At 71.3% G+C, this 20795-nt stretch carries 20 protein-coding genes and 1 tRNA gene; 10 read left to right on the top strand and 11 right to left on the bottom strand.

Features of this window, described 5'->3' with window-relative positions:
* Positions 1–44: 44 nt before the first annotated feature.
* The gene (locus tag E5083_RS14940) at positions 45–1571 is read left to right on the top strand and encodes an NCS1 family nucleobase:cation symporter-1 (RefSeq protein WP_135786174.1); all 1527 of its coding nucleotides are present in this window, start codon (positions 45–47) and stop codon (positions 1569–1571) included.
* A gap of 46 nt (positions 1572–1617) precedes the next feature.
* Here E5083_RS14940 and E5083_RS14935 read toward each other — a convergent pair whose 3' ends face one another.
* Entirely contained in the window at positions 1618–2289 is a 672-nt protein-coding gene (locus tag E5083_RS14935) for a hypothetical protein (protein WP_135786173.1), read from the bottom strand.
* A 308-nt stretch (positions 2290–2597) separates the two neighbouring features.
* Between E5083_RS14935 and E5083_RS14930 the strand changes: the two genes are divergently transcribed.
* From E5083_RS14930 to E5083_RS14910, 5 genes are all read left to right on the top strand, one after another.
* On the top strand, positions 2598–3746 hold the full coding sequence (locus E5083_RS14930) for a S1 family peptidase (RefSeq protein WP_135786172.1): 1149 nt from the start codon (positions 2598–2600) through the stop codon (positions 3744–3746).
* Between the two features lie 153 nt (positions 3747–3899).
* The gene (locus E5083_RS14925) at positions 3900–5720 is read left to right on the top strand and encodes a gamma-glutamyltransferase family protein (RefSeq protein ID WP_135786171.1); all 1821 of its coding nucleotides are present in this window, start codon (positions 3900–3902) and stop codon (positions 5718–5720) included.
* Positions 5721–5831: 111 nt separating this feature from the next.
* The gene (locus E5083_RS14920) at positions 5832–6674 is read left to right on the top strand and encodes an inositol monophosphatase family protein (RefSeq protein ID WP_135786170.1); all 843 of its coding nucleotides are present in this window, start codon (positions 5832–5834) and stop codon (positions 6672–6674) included.
* A 78-nt stretch (positions 6675–6752) separates the two neighbouring features.
* A complete protein-coding gene (locus E5083_RS14915) occupies positions 6753–8171 on the top strand; it encodes a phytoene desaturase family protein (RefSeq protein WP_208754054.1) in 1419 nt (472 codons plus the stop codon).
* Positions 8168–8677, top strand: coding sequence for an O-acetyl-ADP-ribose deacetylase (locus E5083_RS14910; RefSeq protein WP_135786168.1), 510 nt, complete (start codon positions 8168–8170; stop codon positions 8675–8677). The genes E5083_RS14915 and E5083_RS14910 overlap by 4 nt, the downstream gene beginning before the upstream one ends.
* An 84-nt stretch (positions 8678–8761) precedes the next feature.
* Here the strand turns inward: E5083_RS14910 and E5083_RS14905 are convergent, their stop codons facing one another.
* From E5083_RS14905 to E5083_RS14900, 4 genes are all read right to left on the bottom strand, one after another.
* Positions 8762–10906: a LamG domain-containing protein gene (locus E5083_RS14905; protein ID WP_244317506.1), complete on the bottom strand. Its 2145-nt coding sequence runs from the start codon at positions 10904–10906 to the stop codon at positions 8762–8764.
* A 282-nt stretch (positions 10907–11188) separates the two neighbouring features.
* Positions 11189–11251: transfer RNA gene (locus E5083_RS31215), tRNA-Ser, on the bottom strand.
* Between the two features lie 98 nt (positions 11252–11349).
* Positions 11350–11526, bottom strand: coding sequence for a hypothetical protein (locus tag E5083_RS31210; RefSeq protein ID WP_167513547.1), 177 nt, complete (start codon positions 11524–11526; stop codon positions 11350–11352).
* A complete protein-coding gene (locus E5083_RS14900; protein WP_135786167.1) occupies positions 11523–11939 on the bottom strand; it encodes an ATP-binding protein in 417 nt (138 codons plus the stop codon). Before E5083_RS14900 ends, E5083_RS31210 begins: the two co-directional genes overlap by 4 nt.
* Positions 11940–12067: 128 nt before the next feature.
* Between E5083_RS14900 and E5083_RS32255 the strand changes: the two genes are divergently transcribed.
* The 3 genes from E5083_RS32255 to E5083_RS14890 are packed head-to-tail and all read left to right on the top strand — an operon-like array spanning position 12068 to position 13675.
* On the top strand, positions 12068–12361 hold the full coding sequence (locus E5083_RS32255) for a helix-turn-helix domain-containing protein (protein ID WP_425276727.1): 294 nt from the start codon (positions 12068–12070) through the stop codon (positions 12359–12361).
* Positions 12358–12993, top strand: coding sequence for a hypothetical protein (locus E5083_RS14895; RefSeq protein ID WP_425276726.1), 636 nt, complete (start codon positions 12358–12360; stop codon positions 12991–12993). The genes E5083_RS32255 and E5083_RS14895 overlap by 4 nt, the downstream gene beginning before the upstream one ends.
* Before the next feature lie 13 nt (positions 12994–13006).
* Entirely contained in the window at positions 13007–13675 is a 669-nt protein-coding gene (locus E5083_RS14890) for a YdcF family protein (protein ID WP_135786166.1), read from the top strand.
* A gap of 115 nt (positions 13676–13790) precedes the next feature.
* Here E5083_RS14890 and E5083_RS14885 read toward each other — a convergent pair whose 3' ends face one another.
* Genes E5083_RS14885 through E5083_RS14875 form a run of 3 tightly spaced genes read right to left on the bottom strand, consistent with a single transcriptional unit; the run spans position 13791 to position 16348 of the window.
* On the bottom strand, positions 13791–14507 hold the full coding sequence (locus tag E5083_RS14885; protein WP_135786165.1) for an SDR family oxidoreductase: 717 nt from the start codon (positions 14505–14507) through the stop codon (positions 13791–13793).
* The gene (locus tag E5083_RS14880) at positions 14504–14902 is read right to left on the bottom strand and encodes a 5-carboxymethyl-2-hydroxymuconate Delta-isomerase (protein WP_135786164.1); all 399 of its coding nucleotides are present in this window, start codon (positions 14900–14902) and stop codon (positions 14504–14506) included. Before E5083_RS14880 ends, E5083_RS14885 begins: the two co-directional genes overlap by 4 nt.
* Before the next feature lie 24 nt (positions 14903–14926).
* Entirely contained in the window at positions 14927–16348 is a 1422-nt protein-coding gene (locus E5083_RS14875) for an MFS transporter (protein WP_244317505.1), read from the bottom strand.
* A 194-nt stretch (positions 16349–16542) separates the two neighbouring features.
* On the opposite strand from E5083_RS14875, the gene E5083_RS14870 reads away from it, so the two are divergent.
* Entirely contained in the window at positions 16543–16896 is a 354-nt protein-coding gene (locus tag E5083_RS14870) for an ArsR/SmtB family transcription factor (RefSeq protein ID WP_135786162.1), read from the top strand.
* On the opposite strand, the gene E5083_RS14865 is transcribed toward E5083_RS14870, so the two are convergent.
* From E5083_RS14865 to E5083_RS14855, 3 genes are all read right to left on the bottom strand, one after another.
* Positions 16881–18122: a phthiocerol/phthiodiolone dimycocerosyl transferase family protein gene (locus E5083_RS14865; protein ID WP_137984211.1), complete on the bottom strand. Its 1242-nt coding sequence runs from the start codon at positions 18120–18122 to the stop codon at positions 16881–16883. The two genes, E5083_RS14870 and E5083_RS14865, sit on opposite strands and share 16 nt — an antisense overlap.
* Entirely contained in the window at positions 18110–18970 is an 861-nt protein-coding gene (locus E5083_RS14860; RefSeq protein ID WP_135786160.1) for an FAH family protein, read from the bottom strand. Before E5083_RS14860 ends, E5083_RS14865 begins: the two co-directional genes overlap by 13 nt.
* A 66-nt stretch (positions 18971–19036) precedes the next feature.
* Positions 19037–20779 (bottom strand): thiamine pyrophosphate-binding protein, encoded by a 1743-nt coding sequence (locus E5083_RS14855; RefSeq protein ID WP_208754053.1) that lies wholly within the window; start codon positions 20777–20779, stop codon positions 19037–19039.
* Positions 20780–20795: the final 16 nt, after the last annotated feature.

Below are 20795 nucleotides of genomic sequence, written 5' to 3'. Positions count from 1 at the left end.
CCCGCACGGCCTGTCCCGACCCTCCCATCCGATTGGCCTGCACCATGACCGAAACCGCACCCACGGCCATACCGCCCTCCGCCCAAGTCACCCTCGCAGACGGCCGGGTGGAGATCGCCCCCGGCGCCCCCGCGCCCAGCGGTCCCTACGCCAACGAGGACCTGCTTCCCGTACCGGCCGCCAAACGGACCTGGACGACGTACAACTTCTCCGCGCTGTGGGTCGGCATGGCCCACAACACCGCCTCCTGGACGCTGGCTTCGGGTCTGATCGCGGTCGGCATGGACTGGAAACAGGCCGTGTTCACCATCGCGCTGGCCAACCTGATCGTGCTGGTGCCGATGCTGCTCACCGGGCACGCCGGACCCAAGTACGGCATCCCCTTCCCGGTGTTCGCCCGCGCGTCCTTCGGGGTGCGCGGCGCCAACCTGCCCGCTGTCGTACGGGCGTTGGTGGCGTGCGGCTGGTTCGGCATCCAGACCTGGATCGGCGGCGAGGCCATCTTCTTCCTGGCCGGCAAGCTGATCGGCGACAGTTGGTCCGGCGCCGCGCACATCGGCGGCTACGCCTGGACCATGTGGCTCTCCTTCGCCCTCTTCTGGGCGCTCCAAGTGGCCATCATCCTGCGGGGCATGGAGACCATCCGCCGCTTCGAGAACTGGGCCGCGCCCTTCGTGATCGTCGGCGCGTTCGTGATGCTGTGGTGGATGAGCGACCAGGCCGGGGGAGTCGGCCCGCTCTTCGACCAGCCGTCCAAGCTGGGCTGGGGCGGCGCCTTCTGGAAGCTGTTCTGGCCCTCCCTGATGGGCATGATCGGCTTCTGGTCCACCCTCTCCCTGAACATCCCCGACTTCACCCGCTACGGCCGCAGCCAGCGCGCCCAGACCCTCGGCCAGGCGTTCGGCCTGCCCACCACCATGACCCTGTTCGCGTTCCTCTCGGTGCTGGTCACCTCGGGTTCGCAGGCGGTGTACGGCGAGCCGGTGTGGGACCCGGTCCAGCTCGCCGCCAAGACCGACAACGTGGTGGGCCTGCTCTACGCCCTGGTCACCGTGCTGGTGGCGACCCTCTCCGTGAACATCGCGGCCAACCTGGTCTCCCCGGCCTTCGACTTCTCCAACGTCGCGCCGCGCAAGGTCAGTTTCCGCACCGGCGCGCTGATCACCGCCGTCCTCGCGGTGCTGATCTTCCCGTGGCGGCTCTACTCCGACCCGCAGGGCTACATCTTCACCTGGCTCGGTCTGGTCGGAGGTCTGCTCGGCACGGTCGCGGGCATCCTGGTCGCCGACTACTGGTTCCTGCGCCGCACCCGCCTGGACCTGGCCGACCTCTACCGCGCGGGCGGACGGTACTGGTACGTGGGCGGCTGGAACTGGCGGGCGGTGGCCGCCTTCGTGGTGGGCGGCGTCCTCGCCATCGGCGGCGCCGACTTCCACCCGCTGATCGACGGCCGCCCGATCCCGTTCCTCCGCCCCCTGGCCGACTACGGCTGGGCGGTCGGCCTCGGCACCTCGCTGGTGCTGTACGTGGTGCTGACCTTGGCGAGCGGCCGTCGATCAGCGGCCAGTTGAGCACAGGAGCCCCGGCGGTCGTCCACCGACTGCCGGGGTTCTGCCGTTACTTGGCGCCGCCGCGCAGGGAAGCCACCGCGTCCTTGGCCGCCTTGATGGCACCCTTGTTGATCTCGGAGGTCTCCGGCGCCTTCTTGCTCTCGAAGTCGCTGCCGCTGTACGTGACGACCACCAAGGCGTTCGCGGCGCGGGCCAGCACCACGCCCTCGCGGGTCTGCTGCTTGTCCTCCGTGTTGAGGTTCACGACGGAGTAGCCGCCGTCCCCGAGCCCCGGCACGGCTCCGCCGCCGCTCTTCTCGGCGACCCGCTGCTGGTACTCCTTCTCCGCCGCGTCGTCGGAGGCGGTCACCTCGTAGGAGACGTCCAGCCAGCGGTAGTCGTAGCCCTTGAGCGCGTTCCAGGAGCAGGTGCGGCGCAGCTTGGAGTCGGTGGACGGGATCTCCTTGCCGGCCGTCTTCGCGCCGGGCACCAGGGACTTGACCGTGGCCACGGGCACCCCGGTGCAGGGCGCGGGCGCGGCGGCGTACGTCTTCACGGCGGGCGCGGCGGAGGACGCGGACGGCGCGGCGGAGGCACCGGCGGACGCCTGACTCGTGGGCGCCGGGCCGGAGTTGGCGGTGGCGGCGGGACCCGAGCTGAGGGCCCAGCCGGCGACGGCCAGCACGACGACCGGGGACAGACGAGCGGTGAGGGCGAGCGGCAGAGGCAGAGAACTCACGGCGCACTTCTCGTGGGAGAGGGGGTGACGGAAGGGGGCTGCGGGGACGGGGGACGCCAGTCTCACACGAGGGGTCCGCACCACGGAAGCCCGAACTCGCTGCGTACTTGAGCCGTGACGCGGCCCGTGTATCGAGGCGGCGCATAACACCCATATCCCCTCCGCCGTCACGGCCGGAAGAGCGGGCGTGTGATTGGCATGGACCTGTTGTGAAGGTGCCGCTAGGCTCTGCCCCGCACTGATGAGAGCGCTCTCAGAAATCGGCTGTTCCACCCCCACCTCGTTGGAACGACGAAGGGCAACTCCCCATGAGACGCAAGAAAGTCATGCGCGCCGCCGCGGCCGCACTCCTCATGCTCGGCGGCCTTTCCGCGGCGGGCACCCTCCCCGCCGCCGCGCAGAACGCCGGCGAAGCCCCCGCCTCCAAGAGCCTGCTGACCGCGATGCAGCACGACTTCGGGCTCACCAAGTCCCAGGCCGAGGCCCGCCTCAAGGCCGAACGCGCCGCCACCAACCTCGACCCCAAGGCCCGCGCCACCGCCGGCGCGGCGTACGGCGGTTCCTGGTTCGACGCCAAGAGCAACCGGCTGACCGTGGCCGTGACCGACGACGCCTCCGCGAGCGTCCGCCAGAAGCTCCGGGACGCCGGGGCCACCGTACGCACGGTGGAGCACAGCGCCCGCGAGCTGAACGCGGCCAAGGCGCGCGTCGACCGCCTCAAGGCGCCCAAGTCCGTGACCAGTTGGCACGTCGACCCGAGCGCCGGGTCCGTCGTGATCGACGTGGTCCGCTCCAAGGCCGCCGACAACGATGTCCAGCGCTTCCTGGCGAGCGCCCGCGAGGCGGGTCCCGTCACCGTCAACAAGGTCGCCGAGTCCGCGAGCACCCTGGCGGCCGGCACGGTCGGCGGCGACCCGTACTACACGGGCAATGTCCGCTGTTCCATCGGCTTCTCCGTGTACGGCGGCTTCGTCACCGCCGGGCACTGCGGCCAGCCGTCCGCCGCCGTCTATGGCTGGGACCGGTCCTACGTCGGCAACTTCCAGGGCTCGTCGTTCCCCGACAACGACTACGCCTGGGTCAACGTGGGCAGCGGCTGGTGGACCGTACCGGTGGTGCTCGGCTGGGGCACCACCTCCGACCAGTTGGTGCGTGGCTCCAACGTGGCGCCTCCCGGCACCTCCATCTGCCGCTCCGGCTCGACCAGCCACTGGCACTGCGGCAGCGTGCTCGCGCTGAACGAGACGGTCAACTACAGCCAGGGCGCGGTGCACCAGCTCACCAAGACCAGCGTGTGCGCCGAACCCGGTGACTCCGGTGGCTCGTTCATCAGCGGCGACCAGGCCCAGGGCGTCACCTCCGGCGGCTGGGGCAACTGCTCCAGCGGCGGCGAGACCTGGTTCCAGCCGATCAACGAGATCCTGAGCCGGTACGGGCTGACGCTGCACACGGCCTGAGTTCCGCTCTCGCACGATGGCCCTGCGGGTGTTTTCGCTCGCGGGGCCTCCTCGTGCCGGTCCCTCTTGCGTCCGCGCCGGCCGAACACGTTTCATCCTGCATGAGTCCCGGGCGGGGAAGCGCCCGTGCGTGCCGTGCAGAGAAGAGGCCGTATGTTCACCACCCGTCCCACCCTCCAGGGCACCTTCGGCATGGTGTCCAGCACCCACTGGCTGGCCTCCCAGTCGGCCATGGCGGTGCTGGAGGACGGCGGCAACGCCTTCGACGCGGCCGTGGCGGGCGCGTTCGTACTGCATGTCGTGGAACCCCACCTGAACGGCCCGGCGGGCGAGGTGCCCATCCTGCTCGCCCCGGCCGGCGGCGAGGTCCGGGTGCTGTGCGGGCAGGGCGTCGCCCCGGCGGGCGCCACCGTCGCGCACTACCGGGGCCTCGGCCTGGACCTCGTCCCCGGCACCGGCCCCCTCGCGGCCGCCGTCCCCGGAGCCTTCGACGCCTGGCTGCTGCTTCTGCGCGACCACGGAACCAAACCTCTGGACGAGGTGCTGAAGTACGCCATCGGGTACGCCGAGCACGGCCACCCGCCGGTCGAGAACATCACCGCGACCGTGGAGAGCGTGCGGGAACTGTTCGAGACCGAGTGGACCAGCTCGGCCGAGGTGTACCTGCCCGGCGGCCGCGCACCCCGCCCCGGTGAGCTGCTGCGCAATCCCGCCCTCGCCGCCACCTGGAAGCGCCTGCTGGCCGAGACGGCTGGCGCGGGGGACCGGGAGGCCCGTATCGACGCCGCCCGCGCGGTGTGGCGTACGGGCTTCATCGCGGAGGCGCTGCTCCGCCAGTCCCGCCGCCCCACGCTGGATTCCAGCGGCTCGCGCAACACCGGCACCCTCACCGAGACCGACCTCGCGGACGGGACGGCGGGCTACGAGGCTCCGGCCACGTACGACTGGAACGGCTGGACCCTCTGCAAGGCGGGCCCCTGGAGCCAGGGCCCGGCCCTCCTCCAGCAGCTCGCCCTCCTCCCGGCCGACCTCCCGCAGTACGGCAGTGCGGACTACGTCCACCTGCTGATCGAGGGCTGCAAGCTCGCCATGGCCGACCGCGAGGCGTGGTACGGGGACGCGGACGAGGTGCCGCTCGCGGAGCTGCTGTCGGCGGAGTACAACTCCGGCCGGCGGGACCTGATCGGCGCCGACGCCTCCTGGGAGCTGCGGCCGGGGAGCCCCGGCGGACGTACGCCCCGGCTGCCGAAGCTCGCCCACGCGCGCGTGCCGGGCGGCGGGGCTGGGGTCGGGTCCGGTTCGGGGGCCGGGGTCGGGGAGCCGACCGTGGCCATGGCCGCCGAGCCGCGCGTGAGCGCCGACGGCACCACGCGCGGGGACACCTGCCATCTCGACGTGGTCGACCGCTGGGGCAACATGATCGCCGCCACGCCCAGCGGCGGCTGGCTCCAGTCCAACCCGGTCGTCCCCGAACTGGGCTTCCCGCTCGGCACCCGGCTCCAGATGACCTGGCTGGAGGAGGGCCTGCCGAACACGCTGACGCCCGGCCGCCGCCCCCGTACGACCCTGTCGCCGTCGCTCGCCCTGCGGGACGGCGTGCCGGTGCTGGCCTTCGGCACGCCCGGCGGTGACCAGCAGGACCAGTGGCAGACGCACTTCTTCCTGGCGGCGGCCCTGCGCGCGCCGGTGCGGGGCGGGCTCGACCTCCAGGGCGCGATCGACGCCCCGAACTGGCACAACGACGGTTTCCCCAGCTCGTTCTACCCGCGCGGCTGGCGGGCCGGCAGTGTGACGGTGGAGTCGCGGATGCCGGAGGAGGTCGTCGCCGAGCTGCGGCGCCGGGGGCACGACGTGACCGTGGGGCCCGCCTGGTCGGAGGGGCGGCTGTGCGCGGTCGCCCGCGATCCCCGTAGCGGGGTGCTGTCCGGTGCGGCGAATCCGCGGGGGATGCAGGGGTACGCGGTGGGCCGCTGAGCGAGCCGGCCTTGTGTGAGCGGACCGCAGGTGAGCGCCCACTCGCCAGCGGTCCGGGAGGTTATCCACAGCCGGGAGGGGGATATCGCCGGACCGTGGTCTCATGGACACATGATCGACGACACCGGAACCATCGAGGAGTTTCTCGCCCACCACTCCGCCGACGTGGAGGAGGCGATCCGCAAGGCAGCGGCCACCGAGATCCTGCCCCGCTTCCGCCGTCTGGCCGAGCACGAGGTGGACCAGAAGAGCGGGCCGCACGACCTGGTGACCGACGCCGACCGGCTGGCCGAGCGGCGCCTCACCGAGGAGCTGAGCGCCCTGCTGCCCGGCTCGGTCGTGGTCGGCGAGGAGGCGGTGCACGCGAACCCGGCGACGTACGACGCCGTCCGGGGCGACGCACCGGTGTGGATCATCGACCCGGTCGACGGCACCCGCCAGTTCGTGCACGGCAACGACGGCTTCTGCACCCTGGTCGCGCTCGCCCACCGGGGCACCGTGCTGGCCTCCTGGACATACGCGCCGGTCCGGGACCAGTTCGCCACCGCCGTACGGGGCAAGGGCGCCTTCCTGGACGGGGAGCGGCTCTTCGCGGGGCCGCCCGAGCCGGGCCGGGACCTCAAGGTCGCCGTCTCGCACCCGGACTACACCACCGAGGACCAGAAGCGCGCGCTGCGGGCCCTGTGGACCGACGGGGTCGCCCCGCGTTCCTGCGGCTCGGCGGGGCTGGAGTACCTGGCGATCGCGCGGGGCGAGACCGACGCCGTGGCGTTCTCCTGGGAGGCCGCCTGGGACCACGCGGCGGGCCTGCTGCTGGTGGAGGAGGCGGGCGGCGCCCACCTCACGCTCACCGGGGAGCCGTTCCGGATAACCGGGGGCAACGCGCTGCCGTTCACCGCCGCCCGCGACGCCGCCACGGCCCGTCGGGTGGGGGAGCTGCTGCGCACGGGGTGAGAGGAGCGGCCGGGGCCGGTGAGGGTGCCCCGGCCTATGCTGATCCGAGTTGCCATCGGCTGACGAGGGGGTCGGAAGGTGCCGTCGATGCTGGACGCGGTCGTGGTGGGGGCGGGGCCGAACGGGCTGACCGCCGCCGTGGAGCTGGCCCGCCGGGGCTTCTCCGTGGCCGTCTTCGAGGCGCGGTCCACCGTGGGCGGCGGCGCCCGCACCGAGGAACTCACGCTGCCCGGCTTCCGGCACGACCCCTGCTCGGCCGCGCATCCGCTGGGCGTCAACTCGCCCGCGTTCCGCGCGATGCCGCTGGAGCGGTACGGGCTGCGGTGGCTGCACCCCGAGCTGCCCATGGCCCACCCGTTCCTGGACGGCAGCGCGGCGGTGCTGGCCCGCTCGGTCGCGGAGACCGCGGCGTCCTTCGGCCCGCGCGACGCGGGCGCGTACCGCAGGCTGATCACGCCATTCCTGCAACGCTGGGACACCCTGCTGCGGGACTTCATGTCCCTCCCGCTGACCGCGCTGCCGCGCGACCCGGTCACCCTGGCCCGCTTCGGCCTGGCCGGCCTGCCGCCCGCGACGGCCCTGATGAGCCGCTTCCACGACGAGCGCTTCAAGGCCCTGTTCTCCGGCCTGGTCGCCCACACGATCGCCCCGCTGAGCGGGTTCGCCACCAGCGCGATCGGCCTGGTCTTCGCGCTCGCCGCACACGCGCGGGGCTGGCCGGTCCCGCTGGGCGGCTCCCAGTCGATCTCGGACGCGCTGACGGCGTACCTGCTCGACCTGGGCGGCAAGGTGTACACCGACTACGAGGTCAAGCGGCTGGACGACCTCCCCCCGGCCCGCGCCTACATCTTCGACACCTCACCCACGGCCCTGGCCCGCATCGCCGGCTTCGGCAGCTACTACGACGGCTACCGCTACGGCCCCAGCGTCTTCAAGATCGACTACGCCCTGGACGGCCCGGTCCCGTGGACCGCCCCCGAGGCCCGCGTCGCCGGCACGGTCCAGTTGGGTGCGAACCGCGCCGAGATCGCCCGCGCCCTGCGTGCCGCGTCCCGCGAGGACCGGGCCCCGGACCCGCCGTTCCTGATCACGGTCCAGCCCAGCGTGGCCGACCCCACCCGGGCGCCCGAGGGCAAGCAGGTCTTCTGGGTCTACGGCCACGTCCCCAACAACTGGCAGGGCGACCTGACGGAAGCGATCGAACGCCAACTGGAGCGCTTCGCCCCGGGTTTCCGCGACCGAGTCCTGGCCCGAGCCACAGCCGGCCCACCGGAACTGGCGGCCCGCAACGCGAACTACATCGGCGGCGACATCGCCTGCGGCGCGGTGGACGGCCTCCAACTGTTGTTGCGCCCCCGCCCGACTCTGTTCCCGTATCGCACCCCCCATCCCGCCGTCTTCCTCTGCTCCTCCGCGACCCCGCCCGGCGCCGGGGTACACGGCATGTCGGGCCACAACGCGGCCAAGGACGTCTGGAGAAGGCTGAGGCAACGATGACCAGGATCACGCTCGTCCAGGGCGACATCACGGAGCAGCGGGTGGACGCGATCGTGAACGCGGCGAACTCGTCCTTGCTGGGCGGGGGAGGGGTGGACGGAGCGATCCACCGGCGGGGCGGCCCCGCCATTCTGGACGCCTGCCGCGACCTCCGCGCCTCCCGCTACGGCGGCGGCCTCCCCACGGGCGAGGCGGTCGCCACGACGGCGGGCGATCTCCCGGCGGAGTGGGTCATCCACACGGTGGGTCCGGTGTGGCAGGGGCCCGGCTCCGATCCGGCTTTGCTGGCGTCCTGCTACCGGGAGTCGCTCCGGGTGGCGGATGAGGTGGGGGCACGGACGGTCGCGTTCCCGGCGATCTCCACGGGGGTGTACCGGTGGCCCGTTCCGGAGGCGGCACAGGTCGCGGTGGAGACGGTGCGGGCTGCTGATACGGGGGTGGAGGAGGTGCGGTTCGTGTTGTTCGACGGGGGGACGTTCGGGGTGTTTGAGGGGGTGGTGGGGTGAGCGGAGTCGGCAGCCGACGGCCCGCCAGAACTGGGTTTCGGCGGGCCATCGGAGAGCTAGACCTTCGGCCTCAGCACGAACAGATCAGCACAGACAGGGATTCGTGGTCCAGCCCAGGCCGATCACGTCTTTGTCTCGCAGCGCACCGGAGTACGCCTGCACCTCGTCCACATCGCCGTGGAGGTACTCGCCCCAGCCGTCACCGGCTTTGCCCCGGCCGATCTGGAGGGCACCGGTGCTGTGCCAGCCGTTGGGAAGGGTCGCGGTCGCCTGGTCGTTCGTGTGCCCGTCGAGGTAGAGCTTGATCGTGTCGGTCCCGTCGTCGTAGACCACGGCGAGTCGATGACCCTGTCCCTCGCCGCCGTCCGCGCCCGTAATCTGGGACACCACCCGCTCGGGGGCTCCGACCTCGTCCTTCTCCGGCATCACCAGTTGCCAGCTATATGTGGACGGCTCGTAGCGCACCTTGAACGCGTCGGTGTGCTCGCCGGCCTGTGAGAGCACGGTCATCGGGTGGGCCGGCTCGGAGTCCGCGAGGCGAACGACGACGCCGATGGTGAAACTGTCCCCGGTGTCCACGACGGGCCCGCCGGCAGCGGCGTACCCGGTCTCGCCGTCCAGGCGCAGATGCCCGTCGCCGACGAGCGGCGGTGGTACATAGGAGCAGTCGGGGTCGATCTCGGGGATGCAGGAATTGTCGGAGCCGTGGTAGATCGACGCTCCGGTGCCGAGCCGCAGCGGGGCGCCGTCCGACTGCTCGGGACTCGCGCCGTCCGCCGCGTTCTCCAGCGACCAGTGGCCGAGTAGCTTCGGCTTGCGCAGTCCCAGTTCGGCTGCCTCGTCCGGGACCACGACCCGGTCGTGGACCTGTACATCACCGATGTCACCGTGCCACCGGTCTCGATAGCCGGTAGTCCCGCGGGCACGTCCGATCTGGAACGCGCCGGCCACCGCGGCGGGCTTCGCCTCTGCCGCGGTGCCGACCTCATGGCCGTTGACGTACAACTGCGCACGACCTGTCTCCGCGTCGTACAGCCCCAGCAGATGGGCCCACTCGCCGGTCTCCGGCGCGCCACCGGACACCCGCGCGCCCCCGATCGCGAACGACCACACGGGGCCGGGCTCCTGGCTGTGAAGCCCGAGGCTGAAGCCGGGCTTCCCGTCCGCGTCCTGGCTGGCGACGGTCATGTTCCGGCCGGTTTCGGCGGGCCGCACCCAGGCGCTCACGGCGAAGGTCTTGCTGATGTCGGTGGCCGGCGCGTCAGGGGTGAGGAAGCCGTGGCCGCTGCCGTCAAGGCTGACGGTGGCGGTGGCTCCGGTCCCCGCGGGCGCGGGGCCACCGAAGGTCACACCGGTGCCGGCACGTGCCTCGGTGCCCACCTCGGCGGAGGCCGAACGTGAGCCTGCCGGGTCGTCCAGCTTCCAGCGGGCGACAGGCGCACGCCCGGCCTTCACGTTGAAGTCGTACGACGCCTCGCCGCTGCTCCGGCCCGACCGATCGATCGCGCGGACCGTCAGCGACTTGGGCCCTGAAGTGAGCGGCAGGTACGGAATGGTCGCGGCTGCGCCCGGCCGCTCCGCGGAGACGGTCCCGTAAGGGCCTCCCATGAAGCCGTACGTGTACGACACCACGTCGTCGGAAGGCGAGTCCATGGTGAAGTGGCCGTAGACGCCCACCCCGTCCACCCAGAACACCGTGTCGGGGTTGGGGTACTCGGGGGAACTGATCGTCGCCTTCTCGGGGTTCACGTCGTCGTACACGAACGAGCAGACCGAGCCGTCGCCCTCATCGCTCCAAGCGGAGGTCGCCTTGCCGTCGTTCGCGCGGACATGCCAGGAGACGACCGTGTCAGCCGGGAGGTCGGTCGGCATCGTCCAGTAGAAACGCGACCCCGACGACAAGGTGCCGGTGGTGTAGGTGCGGCGCTGCTCCGCTCCCGCCGCGTCCGTCCACCACGCTTCGAACTCGCCGATGAGCGGGCTCGATTCGCTGGGCTGGTTGTCCTCCTCGGGGTCGTACAACATGGCGCTGAGCCTCGGCGGCTGCGGCACATATGGCGTGTCGTCGCCCGTGGCGCAGTCCTTGCTCTGCGTCTGGAGGTCCTGGACGAGCGGCTGCTTCGGCGGCAGGTTGTCCACCGCGTGCGCCGTACCGGCAGCGGCGACCAGCAGCGCGGCGACGCAGCTCCCCACCACCATCCGTCTGCGTCTGCCTGTCCTTCCGAACATGGTCAAGCGGCCCTCCCCTGTGCATCTTTGGATGCTTGTGGATCACAAGCGCCGCATGAAACTAACAGAGGCCTCTGACATCGCCGAAGAGAGTTTTCCCTGGACGCGTGGGCGGGGCGGATAGCCCCGGCGCCCCGAACGGCCGACCACGATGTCCGGCTGGAGTACTAGGAGCTGACGGGGAGATGAGCTGTGACTCCAGGTCGCGTCCAGGGCTTCGTCGCCGTGGCTGACATTGGCCCTGACCAGCAAAGCCCTCCCCGACGGAAAGGCAGAGATGTGCGCCCCCGGCAGGACTCGAACCTGCGGCCAAGCGCTTAGAAGGCGCCTGCTGTGTCGATGGGCGTACGGTCCCTAACCGGTCCGTGACGGAGCTGCGCCCGTTCGACCTAGACGGTCGGCGCTCGCGGGCGCAGTCTCAACTGTCAGTGTCCAAGTAGCCCTTAGGTCTGCTCGTCGTTACCCGGTTCCTCGCACTCGACGGCAACATCCGAAGCCGAGCCGCCCCAGTCGTGGGCCGGCGCCGTGCTGATCCGCAGGCACCCGTCCGTGCCGAACAGCTCGATCAGTTGGGACAGATGGGCTCGGGCCAGGCTGGGCGTAGGGGTCTCGTCGGTCACCCGCGTCCCTCCAGTTCTGCCCACACGACCTTCCCCCACCGCCGCTCGTCCGTACCCCAGTTCATGGCGAGCGTCATCACGAGGAAGAGCCCGCGCCCGTCTTCTGCGTCAACCGTGGGCGGGCTTGGCTCGGGACGGTCAAGGGAGAAGTCCGCCACGGCTGCACGGACCCTGCGCGGTGTGCGGCGCTCCACCACTACGCGGATCGAGTCCCGGCGGGCGTGCCGTACGGCGTTCGCCACGAGCTCGGAGACGATCAGGAGGGTGTCGTCCATCAGGTCGTTCAGCCCCCACGTGGAGAGGGCGGCGCGTACCAATCGGCGTGCGGTCATGGCGCTTTCGGGGGCGCGCGGCAGCGTCTCGCTGTAGCCGGGGTGCCCGGTCGGACGAGGCCGCGTGGTGGGTTGCGACATGGTTCCGAGCATGGATGCCGCCGAATCTGCGGCCAATCACCGGCCGTTCTACTTCCGTTCCACTTTCGTCCCGCCGCCCGCCCGCGTTCTGCTTCGATGCTGGTGGAAGGGAGTGACGTGTGGCGACCGTGCACCATTGGACCGGGCTGGAGACCCGGGCGCTCCGTCTCGCCCTGCGGCTGAGCGTGCGGGCCTTCGCCGAGCACCTCGGCGTGGCCGTCGCCACGGTCTCGAAGTGGGAGAGCAAGCGCACTGGAACCGAACCCAGGCCCGATACCCAGGCCATGCTCGACACCGCCCTCGGACGCGCGGACGCCACTGCCCACCTGCGCTTCGAGACGCTCCTGTCCGAGATGGCCAGTCCGGCGCGGCATCTCGCCCAGCCCGCCGCCGGTGCTCGACCGCGCTGCTCGGCGACTTGAAACGCGACCAGGGTTGCTTACTCGGCCCGCTGTCCGCACAGCATTCCTACGCCGGGGCTCGCGCGGTCTTCGTCCAGCTCGGCATCCCGCGGCGAATCGCGCAGCTCGACCTCTCTCTCGCCGTGGTCACGGAGATGTCCGGCAAGCTGGAGACCGCCGCCCGCCATTACGAGACCCTCGCCGTCGACGACCGGCTGTCCCGCAGAGACCGCGCCAAGGCCCGCCTGTGGGTGGGTACGGCGCTGAGCAAGAACGGCCGGCACGACTACGCGACCCGCGTCATGCGGGCTGCGATCCGCGACTTCGAGGATCTCACCGAGCCCGACGACTGGTCGGTGGCCCACCAGAAGGTCGCTTTGGCCCGCCGTGGCGCCGGCGACCTCGACCAGGCCCTGCACTTCATCGACGTCGCCCGTGGCAGTGGGAACACCGACTCGCCGATGGAACGCGTCCGGCTGGACACCGCCCACGGCCACATCCTGCTCTCCGACACCGCGACCCGCGATGATGGGCTCCGCGTCCTCGATCAGGCCACCAGCACGGCCGCGCGGTACGGACTCGTGCACCAGTTGCGCAGCATCGAGGGCGTCAGGGCCATGAGCGAGGGGCCGGCCGGCCCCCTGCGACGGTGACAGGGAGAGAGCCGTGAGCGACAACCAGCAGACCATCACCGAGGACCAGTGGCACCAGGCCGCGCGCATCTGGGACTACCACCAGATGCACCACCAGCCGCGCCCTGTCGACGTGGCGATCGGCCTGGGCAGCCACGACCTCGGCGTCGCCACCCACGCCGCCGAGCTGTACCACGCCGGGCTGTTCCCGACCCTGGTCTTCACCGGCGGCAACAGCCCCACCACCGTCAGGGTGTTCCCGCGCGGCGAGGCCGTCCACTTCCGCGAGCACGCCCTCGGCCTCGGGGTCCCCGCAGAGGCGATCCTGCTGGAACCGAACGCCGGCAACACCGGGCAGAACATCACCCTGTCGCGGGAGGTCCTGGCCGCCGCCGGCATCCTCCCGGCCACGGTGATGCTCATCTGCAAGCCGTACATGGAACGCCGGTCGTACGCGACCGCCCGCAAGCTGTGGCCCGGCATCGAGTTCCTCTGCGCGTCGGAGCCCCTGGAGTTCGACGACTACCTGAAGTCCATCGGCGACGAGAAGCTCGTCCTGGACATGCTCGTCGGCGACCTCCAGCGGATCATCGAATACCCGAAGCTCGGCTTCGCCACCGAGCAGGAGGTCCCGGAGGGCGTACGGGACGCGTACGAATCCCTCGTCCGGGACGGCTTCACCACCCGCCTCATCGCTCCCTGACCTGTCCCAGTTGACGGCCTGCTGTGCGAGCGTCACGAAGTCCGACCAGTTGATGCAGCGCCCGGTGCCTCCGACACGGCGAGGCCCGCAACTGGGGCTCCCCTTCGCCCCCGCCTCAGGCGATCATCCCCCCGCCATCCACAAACACCGTCGTCCCCGTCGCATACCCATTCCCCGCCAAGAACAGCACCGCCTCCGCCACATCCGAAGCCTCCCCCACCCGCCCCAACGGCAGCCGCTGCACGGCGGAGGAGTACATCGTGTCCCGAGCCGCAGCATCGAGCCCGTCCCACAGCGGGGTACGGAGGAGCCCCGGCGACACTGCGTTCACCCGAAGCGGCGCAGCCTCAAGGGCCAGCCCCCGCACCAGCGCCTCCAGGGCGGCGTTGATCGCGCTCTGGAGGGCGGATGCGCGGCCGGGGCGTTGGGAGAGGTAGCCGGAGACGAGGGTGAGGGAGCGGGTGGGGTGGACGGCGCGGGCGATGCGGTAGGCGCCCCAGAACTTGCTGTCCATCGCCGCGTACGCCTCCGACAGGGGCAGGGTGTCGACGCGGCCCATCGGGGTTTCGCCCGCCGTGACCACTATGTGGTCGAAGGAACCTGCCGTGGCGGCGAACTTGGCCACCTCGTCGTCGGAGCGGATGTCGAGGGTCTGGCCGGTGACCGGGCCGGCGAGGCCGGAGAGGGCCGTCACCGCCTCGTCGATCCGCTGGGGGTTGCGGGAGACGATGACCGTGTCCGCGCCCTGGGACGCGAACTCGCGGGCGGAGGCCAGGCCGACCCCCGAGGTGCCGCCGACGACAAGGACGCGCTGGTCCGCGTATGCGCTCATGACTGGTTCCGCTCCTGAGAGTTGGGCTGGTCGCCGGACCGCGTGCGGGCGAAGCTCGCGCGGTCCAGCTCGGTCACCTGGACGGAGATGTCGCAGGCCGTCTCGCGCAGGGTGGCCGGGAAGAACTCCGCCAGTACGGCGAGCGCCGCCTCGCTGATGGCGGCACGCGCCTCGACGGACTTGCCGGCGAACGTCCTGATGTCGAGGTTCACGAAGGACTGCTCGTAGCTGCCGTCCCCGATGAGGTACCGGTCCATCGGGACCGCGCGGCTCTTGAAGTCCTGGAGGCGGAAACCGCCCGCCTCCGCAAGGGTGTTGTGGAGTTTGCCGAAGACGGCCGCCGGATCGACGGAGTCACGGACGTTGCCGGAGTATTCGAGTACGAGGTGAGGCATGTCGCGCTCCCAGCTCCCAACGGGTCAGTGGACCTCGGCCGGCTGAAGGTCGACCGGCGCCGGCACCGGCCGGGGCTTGCGCGGGCCGAACGTGCTCAGGCCGGCGCTGACCGCGAGCGCGACCACCGCCGCGATCAGGGACGCCCGCAGCCCGGTCAGGAAGTGCCCGGAGGACGCCTGCCCCACGAGCAGCCCCATGACGGCCACCCCGATGAGCCCGCCCAACTGCCGCGAGGCGTTGAGGACTCCGGAGGCGATGCCCGCGTTGGCGGGGTCCACCGAGCCGAGCATGGCGTTGGTCATGGACGGCACCACCAGCCCGATGCCGAATCCGGCGACCACGAACTGCACGGCCATCCGCACGTACGCGTCCGAGCCGACGACCGGGATCGTGGCCAGGTAGCCGACGGCGGCCAGGACGTTGCCGGTGATCAGTACCGACCGGGCACCGTACTTCTTGACCAGCGGACCGCAGGACAGGTTGGCGATCATGATGGCGGCCGTCATCGGCAGGAACGCCAGGCCCGCGGTGATCGGGGAGTAGTCCCAGACCTGCTGGAAGAACAGGCTGAAGACGAAGATCAGGCCGTAGAAGGCGAAGTTGAGCAGCACGCCGATGAGCGAGGTCGCGGAGAACGCGTGCCGGCGGAACAGGTGCAGCGGCAGCATCGGGTCGTGGGTGCGGCGCTCGGCGGCGAAGAAGCCGGCCAGCGCGAGCACGAAGACGACCAGGCAGGTCAGCACGGTGGCCGAGGTCCAGCCCTGAGCGTTGGCCTCCACGATGGCCCCGGTCAGCGCGCCCAGGCCGACGACGGCGAGCAACTGACCCGGCAGGTCCAGCGAGCGGGCCACGGAGACGTCACGGGCCGGCGCCGGGCGGGCGTAGGCCCGGACCAGCACGATGCCGAGCGCGGCGATCGGGACGTTGACGAAGAAGATCGAGCGCCAGCCCAGCGAGTCCACCAGCAGACCGCCGACCACCGGGCCGAGGGCCAGCGCGAGGCCGCCCGCCGCCGCCCACAGGCTCACCGCGCGGGTGCGCTCGTGGGGGTCCGGGAAGTTGGTGTTCACGATCGACAGCGACGACGGCACGATCATCGCCGCGCCCACGCCCTGGAGGACCCGGGCGGCGATCAGCGCGACCAGCGTGGGGGCGGCGCCGCAGATCAGCGAGGTGACGGCGAAGAGCGCGAAGCCCCACATGAAGATCTGCTTCGGGTCGTAGCGGTCGCCCATGGCGCCGGCGGTCAGCAGGAAGGCCGCGAAGGTGAGGGTGTAGCCGTTGATCACCCACTCCAGGCCGGAGAGGCTGCCGCCGAACTCGGCGCCGAGGGCCTTGGTGGCGACGTTCACGACGCTGACGTCGAGGATGACGACGACGAAGCCGAGGCACGCGGCGAACAGGGTCAGTCCTGGGCGGGCCTTGTGCGGTGAGGTCTGGGGCACGGGTCTTCCTTCCATGCGTGCCGAAGCGGGCGTAGGGGAGGCTCGAGTGCGGGAGCAGGGCGGTACGCCACCGGCTCCGGTAGGCTGTTCGTCGAGGAGCGAACAGTCAGAGTGTACGCAGATCATCGAACACTCTGCAATCCGTACGCGCCCGGTGTGTACGGATCGAGTGAGACGGGACGGAGCGATCAGCCATGGCGGCACAGACCTCTCGGCAGCAGGACGCGGCGAGCCACCGCACCCCGCCGGTCCACACGGCCCCGGACGAGGTCGCGCTGGAGACGGCCCTGCTCGCCCTCGCCGACCCCGTACGGCAGACCCTGGTACGGGAGTTGGCCGGCGCCGGGGACTGGGAGCGGTCCTGCGGCAGCTTCGACGTACCGGTCACCAAGGCCACCCTGAGCCGCCACTTCGCCGTCCTGCGGGAGGCCGGGCTGCTGGAGCAGCGGGACGCCGGGGCGAAGCGGCTCAACCGGCTGCGCAAGCCGGAGTTCGACGCCCGGTTCCCCGGCCTGCTGGACCTGGTGCTCGGTCACGCCGCCCCCTGAGGGCGCACGGCCCGGTCGTGCAGCCCCTTCGCCACGTCCAGCGCCAGGGACCGGTCCACGGCGGGTGTGCCGAAGGCGAGCGCCGGACTGAACGTGCCGTCCAGCGTGCCCAGATGGAGGACCAGGCCGTAGTTGGCGCCGGTGCGGTTGACGATGGTCCGATAGCCGCCGACCCGGTTCAGGTGCGGACCGAGCGCCGGGTCTACCACTCCCACGTTCGTGATGCAGATTCCCGGCGCCGACCCGGCGGCCGCAGTCTCCTCGACCGCACGCCGGATCGCCGCGTGCGAGCGGACGGGGGGCCGCCAGGCCGCGTCGGCCGCCGCCAGTGCGGTGCCGTACTCCCGCGCCAGGCCGGTCAGTTCACCCCGGCCCGGCCGCATCGGCACCCGCAGTACGTTGATGAAGCAGCCCACGTCCGGAAGGTCCGCGTACCGCTGCCGCAGGGACACCGCGGTGAACATCCCGACCTCGGTACGGCCGGTGACCTCCGCGTAGGACTCGGCGAGCGCGGCGGCGAAGAACTGGTTGACGGTCACGCCCTGTTGCTTGCACCAGCCCTTCAGAGCCACGCTCTCCGCTCGGGTGAGCGTGCACGGGACGAAGTCCGCGCCACGCTCCTCCCAGGGTCGGTGTTCCGCGAACGGGAGCCGCCCGGATGGAGGTTGGACGAGACCCTGCTGCCCCGCCGGCGCCCGGTAGGCGAGGCCGTCCGCGTCCGGCGGCAGCCTTCGCACGTCGTACGGGCTGGGCTCCGACGAGGGAAACAGGGCGTCCAGCAGGGCCCGGATCACCGCGCCCGTCGAATGGCCGTCGGAGATCGCGTGGTTGCGGGTGAAGTACAGGTGCGTCGCCCCGGCCCTCGGATCGCGTACGGCGTGCAGCCGCCACAGGGGGGCGCCGGTCTCCAGGACCTCGTTCAGCTCGCGTCGCAGCAGGTCGTCGGGGGAGTCCGGCGAGGTCAGCGTGGAGTGGCGGAGTTGGTCGGGCAGTACGCCGGGACCCTGGGCGAACCACAGGGTGTCCGCGTGCTCCTCGATGCGCAGGCCGAGCAACGGGAGTTCAGCGGCCCACTGCTCAACAGCCTTGTGCAGCCGCCCCGGTGCGATGTCCTCCCGTACCGTCACCTGCGTGGTGACCTGGGTCGTGCCGCCCATCAGCGCATGCGTGTACGCGAACGCGGCCTCCCCGTCCGAGAGTTCGCGCACCGCGTTCACGACGACCACGCCAGCGGGTGGGACAGCCGGACGTCGTGGCTGGTGAAGTCCAGGGTGACCCGGTCGCCGTCGGCCGTGCGGAAGCCGCCGTGGAAGCTGCTGCGGTCGGCGCCCAGGTAGACGTAGTGCACCCGGCCGGGATGGTGCAGGGCGCGGTAGGCGAAGAGGCGGGACATCAGGGCCGGCAGCTCGTAGTGCAGGGCGTCCAGGCCGGTGGCGAAGGTACCCTTCCACGCCGGGGCGCCGTCCCGCTCGATCGTCGCCTCCCCGGTCACCGAGCGCGGCGGCTCGCCGAGGTGCAGCCAGGGCGCCACCCCGGCGTCGCACAGCTTGGCGTACGACAGATGCCCGGCGTGCTGCTTGAAGCGGCCGATGTCGGTGAGATCGTTGCCGAAGGTGTAGCCCGCGTACCTCGGCACCCCGGCGGCGTCTCCGATGTAGACCAGGACGACCTCGGCCTCCTCGCAGACGTGAACGGCGTCGGCGGGTACGGAGAGGGGCTCGCCGGGGACCTTGAGGGCGTCGCCGAGGCCCTTGACGAACCAGTTGGGCTGGTCGGGGACCTCGGCGTCGACCTTCACGTTGTGCGTCATCATGAAGCCGCTGACCAGGGCGTCGCCCAGGTGGGCGGGCAGCAGGGGCGGCAGCAGGCGGACGTCGTCGCGGGCGGCCTCGACCGGGGTGCGGTCGCGGGTCAGCCGGTCGAGCAGGGCCTCGGTGGTGTCGTCCGAGGCGGACGCCAGGGCGGCCAGGGTGTCGTCGCCCAGCGGGTACAGGCGCAGCGGAGCCTCGGGTTCGGGCAGGCCGAGGCCGAAGTGGCGCTCGCCCGCGTGGACGCATTCGAAGACCACCGTCATGGTGGACACCTCCTTGAGAGGTCACGGCCCGTACGGGCCAGGGCGGACAGGGGGGGGCGGGCCGGGTCAGTCCATGAGGATCTCGACCAGGACGGGCTTGCCGTGCTCCTTGATGTGGGCGACGGCCTCCCGCACCGTGGGCTCCACGGCCTCGATCCGCTCCACCCGGGGCAGCGCGTGCACGCCGTAGGACCCGGCCAGGGTGACGAAGTCGACCGGCTGGTCGTAGAAACTGGTGGCGATGTGCGCGCGGCCGGTGTCGCGGTCGCGGTTGTCCGCGATGCGTTCGGCGTGCTGGGTGGAGTTGAGGTAGAGCCGGTTGTTCATGACGATCACCAGCAGCGGTACGTCGTACGCGGCCAGCGTCCACAGCGCGCTCGGGGTGTAGAGGAAGTCGCCGTCCGCCTGGAGGTCGACGCAGAGGGTGCCGTCGCCCTGGTGGGCGAGGGCCGCCCCGACCGAGGCGCCCAGGCCGTAGCCGAGTCCGCCGCCGCCGTTCAGGCCGAGATAGCTGCCGGGGCGCTCCAGCGGCCAGAGCTTCTTCACCCAGCCGTCGATGGTGAGGCTGCCGGTGTTGGTGAGCACCCACTCCTCGTCCCGGACCGCGCGGTGGATCTCCTGCACGGCCGTGGAGACCTGGATGTGCTCCCGGCCCGCCGCCTCGTCCGCCTGGCGCGCCCACTCGGCCCGCGCCTCGGTGTGCAGGGCGGAGAGGACCTTGACCCGCTCCTCCCGGCGCTCGGTGAACTCGGCCGCCGCGAACGGCCCTTCGGGGTCCTCGGCCACCTCGCGCAGCGCGGCCACCGACTGGCCGGTGTCGGCCGCCACGGCGAGGCTCACCGGGACGAACTGCTGGTAGTCGGCGGCCCACTTGCTGGTGAGCAGCTCGTTGAAGCCCAGGGTGACGACCTCGGCGCCGTTCGCCGGCAGGCCCTCGTCGGTCAGGGGCAGGAAGGAGCCGAGCGCGCCCACGAGGTCCTGCACCTCCAGCGCGACTACCAGGTCGGCCGCGTCCAGGAGGCCGGTGTTGCTGACGTTGAGCTGGTGGGTGTTGGGGAAGTTCATCCGGTTGCCCCGGTCCACCACGGCGAGCCCGAGCGCGTCGGCGAGGGCCACCAGCGGCGCGACCGTCTCCGGGTCACGGCCGGAGAAGTCGACTATCAGCACCGGTAGTTGAGCCTCGCGCAACCGCTCCACGAGGTGGTCCAGCTCGCTGCCGCCGAGCGCGGGCAGCCGGGTCGGTTCGGTGGCGGCGGCGGGCAGCAGCCGTACGCCCTCCGCCAACTCCTGTTCCTGCACGTCGAAGTCGAGCGCCACGAACACCGGTGCCTGCAACGGGGTGTTCATCAGCTTGAAGGCGCGGTAGAGCGACTCGACGGTGGCCCGCTGCCCGATGGGCTGGTCGCACCACTTGACATAGTCCTTGACGACGGACTCGATGTTCTGCGACGTGTGAATCCAGTCGATCCACGGCCGCCGCTTGCCCGCGTCCACCGGCCCGTTGCCGCCGAGCACGAACAGCGGGACCCGGTCGCACCAGGCGTTGAAGATGGCCATCGAGGCGTGCAGCAGACCCACGTTGGCGTGCACGAACACGGCCATGTGCCGGCCGCTCGCCTTGTGGTAGCCGTGCGCCAGCGCCACCGCGATCTCCTCGTGGCACGCCATCACGATGTCCGGCGCCTCGGCGGTGTGCACCAGGGAGTCGTGGACGCCGCGGAAGGACGCGCCGGGGTTGAAGGCGACCTTGTCGATGCCCTGCTGGTTGAGGAACTCCACCAGCAGGTCGGAGAAGTAGGACGTCGTCATGCGTGATCCTTCGTAC

Origin of the sequence: Streptomyces bauhiniae (assembly GCF_004784475.1) — a bacterium.
In the GTDB taxonomy this organism is placed as follows: domain Bacteria; phylum Actinomycetota; class Actinomycetes; order Streptomycetales; family Streptomycetaceae; genus Streptomyces; species Streptomyces seoulensis.
The sequence above is the reverse complement of the archived record's forward strand: the minus strand, read 5'-3'. Positions and strand labels throughout refer to the sequence as shown.